Source organism: Streptomyces sp. NPDC002690 (assembly GCF_053592415.1).
Genome location: NZ_JBSFVR010000395.1, coordinates 1 through 6,855, shown reverse-complemented (window position 1 = coordinate 6,855; position 6,855 = coordinate 1). Strand labels below are relative to the sequence as shown.

Here is a 6,855-nt window from a genome sequence, read left to right as displayed (position 1 = left end):
GTCCACGCTGCCGGTGTTGGCCGGGTCGTACTCCTTGGCGGTGGGTGTGTAACCGGTGGTTGTTGCCCGGCCGTCCGCACCCCTTCCCGTACGGTCCGGTTACGGCACGGGCGTGGCGTGCGGGGCGCACGTCACGTCGTGCCGGTCGGTGCGACCGGTGAGCAGATAGGTGTTCACGCGGTCGTTGACACAGGTGTTCAGGAGACCGGTGACCCCGTGGGATCCGGCGTCCTTCTCGGTGATCAGCCGGGAGCCCTTGAACCGCTGGTGCAGTTCGACCGCTCCCTCGTACGGGGTGGCGGCGTCACGCGTGGACTGGACGATCAGGACGGGCGGGAGGCCCTTGCCCGTCTTCACCTCCAGAGGCGTCTGCCGCTTGGTCGGCCAGGTGGCGCACGGCAGGTTCATCCACGCGTTGGCCCAGGTCAGGAACGGGTAGTCGCGATGCAGCCGGGTGTTGTCGCGGTCCCAGGTGCGCCAGCTGGTGGGCCACTGCGCGTCCGCGCACTCGACCGCGGTGTACACGGCGTTGCCGTTCTCGGTGGCGATGTTGCCCGCGATGTCGCTCAGGTCGGGGGCGACGGCGTCGACGAGCGCCTGGGTGTCTCCGGCCAGGTAGGCGCTCCAGGTCCGGGCCACGGGCGCCCAGGAGGAGTCGTAGTACGGCGCGCTCTGGAAGAAGCCGATCAGCTCGGCAGGGCCGACGACGCCTCCGATGGGGTTCTTCTTGGCTGCGGCGCGCAGGGTGAGCCAGGCCTGCTCGACCTTCTGGGGCGTGTCGCCGATGTGGTAGACGGAGTCGTTGCGGGCGACCCACGCCTGCCAGTCCTCCCAGCGGTTCTGGAACGCGACGTCCTGGTTGAGGTTGGCCTCGTACCAGATGTTGTCCTGCTCCGGGTTGACGACGCTGTCGACGACCATGCGGCGCAGATGCCCCGGGAAGAGCGTGCCGTAGACCGCCCCCAGATAGGTGCCGTAGGAGACACCCAGGTAGTTCAGCTTCTTCTCGCCGAGCCCCGCCCGGATCACGTCCAGGTCGCGCGCGGTGTTGAGAGTGGTCATCTGCGGCAGCAGATCGCCGCTGCGCTCGGCGCAGCCGGCCGCGTACTCGGCGGCGAGCTTGCGCTGGGCCAGCTTGTCGGCCTCGGTGTCGGGAACCGGGTCGGCCTTGGGGACCTTGACGTACTCCTGCGGGTCGGCGCAGGAGATGGGGGCGGAGTGGCCCACCCCGCGCGGGTCGAAGCCCACGAAGTCGTAGGCCGCGGCGACCTTGGTCCAGATCGGGTTCTTGTTGGTGATCCGGGTCGGGAAGCGCAGGCCGGAGCCACCGGGGCCACCGGGGTTGTAGACGAGGGCGCCCTGGCGCTCGGCGGCCGTACCCGTGCTCACGTGCCGGTCGACGGCCAGCTTGATCTGCTTGCCGTTCGGCTTCGTGTAGTCGAGCGGGACGGTCACCCAGCCGCACTGGATGGGCTTGGGAAGCGCGTAGTCGGCGGGGCAGTCCGCCCAGTCGATGCCCGCGCGGGCCGCGCGTTCCGCGGCGATCGCGGCTCCGCGCGCCTCGGCCGCGCCGCTGTGCCGGTTGTCCGCTCCGGCCGCCGGTGCGGCCGTCATGCCCGCTATGAGCGTCCCCGCGATCAGAGTGCCGGCCGCGCCGAGCACTGAGGTGCGTCTCAAGTGGAACCTCCCCCATGGGTTGCCGTGCCGCATCCGAGCGGCACGGATCTACGGTTTCCCGCGGATCATTTCCCCTGTGAGGTTCCTGAGAACAGTGCGCATCCACCTTTCTTTACCCAACCGATAACCGGTAACAGCAGTACCGATCAGCGGACTTGCCCGCGAGCTACCATCAAGTCGATGGCGTTTCACATGGGTTGATCTGCTCTTTCATCGTCCAGTACGAGCTCCATGGCCCCCTCCAGGACTCCGCGCAACAGCCGGGCGTCGGCGGCGACGGCCGTGACCAGTGCGGCGGGTCCCGCCAGCGGGGTGAGGACCGCGGTGGGGCCGAGCAGACGTGCGGCCGGCGGCCTCTTCTCGAACTCCGGCAGGACAATGAGAAGTTGGCCTACGGCCCGGTGGCCACCCAGCACGGCGGGCCCGTCCCAGCCGCCCGGGGCTCCGGGACCGTAGCCGAGCTCCTGGTCGAGCAGCGGGCGTCCCGCACGCCGCACGGTCAGGCGGGTGGTCAGGGCGCCCGTGGATTCGCCGTGGCGGCCGAGGACCTGTTCCTCCCTGAGCACCAGCCGCGCGGTGGCGGCGAGTTCGACGACGGTGGTCATCCGCAGGTCACTGCCGCGGGCGGAGATCAGCTGCTCCGGGAGCCAGCGCAGCTCCGCTTCCTCGCCCACGGTCAGCCGGACGTCGTAGTGGGCGGGCCCGGGGCCGGGGAGCGCCACCGTGGCTGCGGCGGCGCCGACGGTGAGCCGCGCCCCGTGCCCGGCCTCCACCTCGACGGCGAGGCGGTCGCCCCCGAGGGGTGCGCTCATGGCGCCGACGACCGTGACCCCCGCGTACGGGTCCGGGGCCCGGGTCCGGCGGAGCGCGAGAGGGCCGTCGCTCTCCAGCACCGGCAGCACCGTGGAGCCCCGCCCGTCCCGGGCGGCACGGATGCGGGCGGTCGCGGCGACGCTCACGAGGCCCAGGCGGCGAGCTGCGACCGTACCCATCCGGCCACCGGCGCGACTCCGTCGACCGAGGTCAACGAAGTGAAGACGACGGGAAGTTCACCGCGCTGCTTGGCGGCGTCCTCGGCCATCCGGTCCAGGTCGGAACCGACGTACGGGGCGAGGTCGGTCTTGTTGACGACGAGCAGGTCGGCGGTGGTCACGCCGGGGCCGCCCTTGCGCGGGATGTCGTCGCCGCCGGCCACGTCGATGACGAACACCTGGGCGTCGACCAGCCCTTTGGAGAACGTGGCGGTGAGGTTGTCGCCGCCCGACTCCACGAGGATGAGGTCGAGCGGGCCGACACTGTCCTCCAGGTCCTCGACGGCTTCGAGGTTGGCGGAGATGTCGTCACGGATGGCGGTGTGGGGACATGCGCCGGTTTCGACGGCCTGGATCCGCTCGGGCGGGAGCACCGCGTTGCGGAGCAGGAACTCCGCGTCCTCACGGGTGTAGATGTCGTTGGTGACCACGGCGATGGAGAACTCGTCGCGCAGGGTGCGGCAGAGGGCGGCGACGGTGGCGGTCTTGCCGGAGCCGACCGGCCCTCCCAGCCCGATGCGCAGGGCACGGCGGGTGCCGTCCGGCCGTGCGGCGTCCGCGCCGACCGCGGCGGGTCCGTCGTGCGAATGGTCGAGATGCATGGTGCGGCTCCTGAGGGATGGGGCGTGGGGGTGCGTCATGAGGCGAAGAGGCGGACCGGCCACGTGGCGTGGGTCTCGGCGGCGATGTCGAGCAGCGGGGCCGATGCCGCGGGTAGGGCGTCGATGCCCTGCCGGGCGGCGGCAGCCGCCCGTTCGGCGACGCGGTCGAGTTCGGGGGCGAGCCGGGCGAGGACGGCGGTGGCCTCGAAAGGGTCGAGCGAGAGCAGCCGGACGACGGCGGTGGAGGGCCCGCCGACCGCCTCGTACGCGGCGCAGTACGCGGCGTCCTCGGGGGTCAGGCCGGCCGAGGCCGCGGTGAGTCCGAGGACGACGGGCTGGTGGGCGCCGCGCGGCCGGGCGGCCGCGAGTGTGTCCAGGGCGGGACTCGGCCAGGTGGACCTGGCGGCCCTCATCAGCTGGCGGCCGAGCTTGCGGGCGGTGGCCCGCAGGGCGGGTGAGGGCGTGCGGGCGTCCGCCGCCTCGTCGAGCGCGAGCGGGTCGAGGCCGAGGGCCGCCGCCGCGGCGAGCGCGGCGGCGGTGAGGCCGGTGGTGTGCAGACGGCCCCGGCAGAAGTCGGCGAGGTCGTCCGCGTCGCGGACGCGTCCCGCCGTGACGGCCGGTTCGGCGCCGCCGGAGTGGGCGTGGCCTCCGGCGGGGAACCGTCCGTCGGCGAGGACGAGCAGGGCTGCACGTGACATCGGTCCTGCCAGGTCAGAAGAGGAAGTAACGCTGGGCCATGGGTAGTTCGGCGGCCGGCGCCGGTTCGACCAGGTCTCCGTCGATCGTCACGGCGAAGCTGTCCGGGTCGACCTGGACGTGGGGCAGCGCGTCGTTCTCCCGCATGTCGGCCTTGGTGACGCCCCGGGTACTGGTGATCGGCACGAACCGCTTGCCGAGACCGAGGCGTTCGGGCAGCCCGTCCTCGATCGCGGCGGCGGAGACGAAGTTGAAGGAGTTGGCTGCGGGAGCCCGGCCGACGGCGCCGAACATGGGACGCGGCAGGACCGGTTGAGGGGTGGGGATGGACGCGTTGGCGTCGCCCATCTGGGCGTACGCGATCTGGCCGCCCTTGATCACCAGCCGGGGCTTCACCCCGAAGAAAGCGGGGTCCCAGAGGACGAGGTCGGCGAGCTTGCCGGTCTCGACCGAGCCGATCTCGCGGTCGAGCCCCTGGGCCACCGCCGGGTTGATCGTGTATTTGGCGACATAGCGACGTACCCGGTGATTGTCGGCCGCGCCGTCACCAAGGAGCGCGCCCCGGCGGTTCTTCATGACGTGCGCGGTCTGCCAGGTGCGCAGCACGACCTCGCCGATCCGGCCCATGGCCTGGGAGTCGGAGGAGATGATCGAGATGGCGCCGAGGTCGTGCAGGATGTCCTCGGCAGCGATCGTGGAGGGCCGGATGCGCGACTCGGCGAACGCCAGATCCTCGGGGACGGCCGGGTTGAGGTGGTGGCAGACCATCAGCATGTCGAGGTGTTCCTCGATGGTGTTGACGGTGTGCGGCCGGGTCGGGTTGGTGGAGCTCGGCAGGACGTAAGGCTCCGAGACGACGGTGATGATGTCGGGCGCGTGCCCGCCGCCGGCCCCCTCGGTGTGGTACGCGTGGATGGTGCGGCCCGCGATGGCGGCGAGGGTGTCCGCCACGAAACCGGCCTCGTTGAGGGTGTCCGTGTGGATGGCGAGCTGGGCGCCGCTCTCCTCGCACACCCGCAGACAGGCGTCGATGACTGCGGGAGTCGCCCCCCAGTCCTCGTGGATCTTGAACCCGAGGGCTCCGCCGCGCAGTTGGGCCCGCATGGCCTCGCGGGACATGGTGTTGCCCTTGCCGAGGAGGCCGATGTTGACGGGGTACCCCTCCAGCGCCTCGAACATCCGGGCGAGGTGCCAGGAGCCGGGGGTGACGGTGGTCGCCTTGGTTCCCTCGGCCGGGCCGGTACCGCCGCCGACGAGGGTGGTGATCCCGGACGACAGCGCCTGGTCCACGAGGGTCGGCGAGATGAAGTGCACGTGCGCGTCGATGGCGCCCGCGGTCAGGATCTTGCCGTTCCCCGCGATGATCTCCGTCTCCGGCCCGATGACGAGGTCGGGGTGGACCCCGTCCATGGTGTCGGGGTTCCCGGCCTTGCCGATGCCGGTGATGCGCCCGTCGCGGATGCCGACGTCCGCCTTGACGATCCCCCAGTGGTCGACGACGACGACACCGGTGATCACCGTGTCGGGCGCGCCCTCGGCGCGGGTGGTGCGGGCCTGGCCCATGGATTCCCGGATCACCTTCCCGCCGCCGAAGACCGCTTCGTCGCCGGCGCGTCCGGGACCGCCCGAGCGGTCCTCCTCGATCTCCACGAGCAGGGAGGTGTCGGCGAGCCGGATGCGGTCGCCGGTGGTGGGGCCGAACAGGTCGGCGTATACGGCACGGTCGAGTTCAGCCATCGAGGGCACCTCCGGTTTCACCGCGCAGGCCGGGCACGACGCGCGCGCCGGCGAGCGGAACGAGTTCGACGTCCATGGGGATGCCGGGCTCGAAACGTACGGCAGTCCCGGCGGCGATGTTCAGCCGCAGGCCGCGGGCGGCTCCACGGTCGAAGTCGAGACCGGGGTTGGCCTCGGCGAAGTGGTAGTGGGAGCCGACCTGGACGGGCCGGTCGGCAGCGTTGAGGACGGTGAGACGGGTGACGGGGCGGCCCTCGTTGATCGGCACGGCCCCGTCCGCGTACAGGATCTCTCCGGGAATCACGATGCCCCTCAGACGATCGGGTCGTGGACGGTGACGAGTTTGGTGCCGTCCGGGAAGGTGGCCTCCACCTGGACGTCGTGGATCATCTCCGGGATGCCGTCCATGACGTCGGCGCGGGTGAGCACCTTGCGTCCGGACGCCATGAGTTCGCCGACGGTCCGGCCGTCGCGCGCACCCTCCAGGATGTGGGAGGTGATCAGCGCGACCGCCTCCGGGTGGTTGAGCCGCAGGCCGCGCGCCCGGCGTCTGGCGGCGACGTCGGCGGCCACATGGATGAGCAGACGCTCCTGCTCGTGCGGGGTGAGTTGCACGCTTCCACCTCATCGTCTCGCGCCCGGTAACTGCCTGGGCGCGATGGCACCCGTCGGACGCCGACACGTTCGTCGGGCTCCGGAGGGCGGCGTCACCGGCCAGGCAACGCACGTTAGGACCAAAGTTTTTCCGTCGCGTTAACTGGGACGGTCCCGCTCCGCCGTCGTCGGGCTTCCGGACGCAGCTCCGGCGGCCTGGCCCGTCCCCGGACGGTTCGCCGGTGCGGCCCGCACGGTGCCACCTCGTATACGGCGTGTACCGGCCCCGGCTCTTGTGCGGCGCGTACCGGCCCCGAGGCACGCGTCGCGTACCGCCGTGGGGAGCGGCAGATCGGGAGCGGGGGCACCCGGGCACCGACATGGTCCGCCGGGCGTTCGGGTAGTAATGCAGCAGCACACTCCCGCCGGTGCGGTGCGAGGGCGGGCATCTCGGCGAAGTCGGCGAGGTGGGCGGTGTCGCGGCCACTCTCGTTGCCGGCCATGGCGTTCACGTGTAG

General features: G+C 71.6%; 7 protein-coding genes. All 7 read right to left on the bottom strand.

Annotated features, from left to right (window positions below; genetic code table 11):
* Nucleotides 1-99: 99 nt before the first annotated feature.
* Complete coding sequence (locus ACWD3D_RS31510; protein ID WP_451464155.1) at nucleotides 100-1,710, bottom strand: alpha/beta hydrolase; 1,611 nt, start codon at nucleotides 1,708-1,710, stop codon at nucleotides 100-102.
* Nucleotides 1,711-1,865: 155 nt separating this feature from the next.
* Nucleotides 1,866-2,636 (bottom strand): urease accessory protein UreD, encoded by a 771-nt coding sequence (locus ACWD3D_RS31505; RefSeq protein WP_451464156.1) that lies wholly within the window; start codon nucleotides 2,634-2,636, stop codon nucleotides 1,866-1,868.
* Nucleotides 2,633-3,310 carry an urease accessory protein UreG gene (gene ureG / locus ACWD3D_RS31500; protein WP_451464154.1) on the bottom strand — a complete coding sequence of 226 codons (678 nt, stop codon included), beginning with the start codon at nucleotides 3,308-3,310 and terminating at the stop codon, nucleotides 2,633-2,635. Before ureG ends, ACWD3D_RS31505 begins: the two co-directional genes overlap by 4 nt.
* A 35-nt stretch (nucleotides 3,311-3,345) precedes the next feature.
* The gene (locus ACWD3D_RS31495) at nucleotides 3,346-4,008 is read right to left on the bottom strand and encodes an urease accessory protein UreF (RefSeq protein WP_451464153.1); all 663 of its coding nucleotides are present in this window, start codon (nucleotides 4,006-4,008) and stop codon (nucleotides 3,346-3,348) included.
* Between the two features lie 13 nt (nucleotides 4,009-4,021).
* Nucleotides 4,022-5,743 carry an urease subunit alpha gene (locus tag ACWD3D_RS31490; protein WP_451464152.1) on the bottom strand — a complete coding sequence of 574 codons (1,722 nt, stop codon included), beginning with the start codon at nucleotides 5,741-5,743 and terminating at the stop codon, nucleotides 4,022-4,024.
* The gene (locus ACWD3D_RS31485) at nucleotides 5,736-6,047 is read right to left on the bottom strand and encodes an urease subunit beta (protein ID WP_451464151.1); all 312 of its coding nucleotides are present in this window, start codon (nucleotides 6,045-6,047) and stop codon (nucleotides 5,736-5,738) included. The genes ACWD3D_RS31490 and ACWD3D_RS31485 overlap by 8 nt, the downstream gene beginning before the upstream one ends.
* 8 nt (nucleotides 6,048-6,055) lie before the next feature.
* Nucleotides 6,056-6,358: an urease subunit gamma gene (locus ACWD3D_RS31480; RefSeq protein WP_451464150.1), complete on the bottom strand. Its 303-nt coding sequence runs from the start codon at nucleotides 6,356-6,358 to the stop codon at nucleotides 6,056-6,058.
* Between the last annotated feature and the right edge of the window lie 497 nt (nucleotides 6,359-6,855).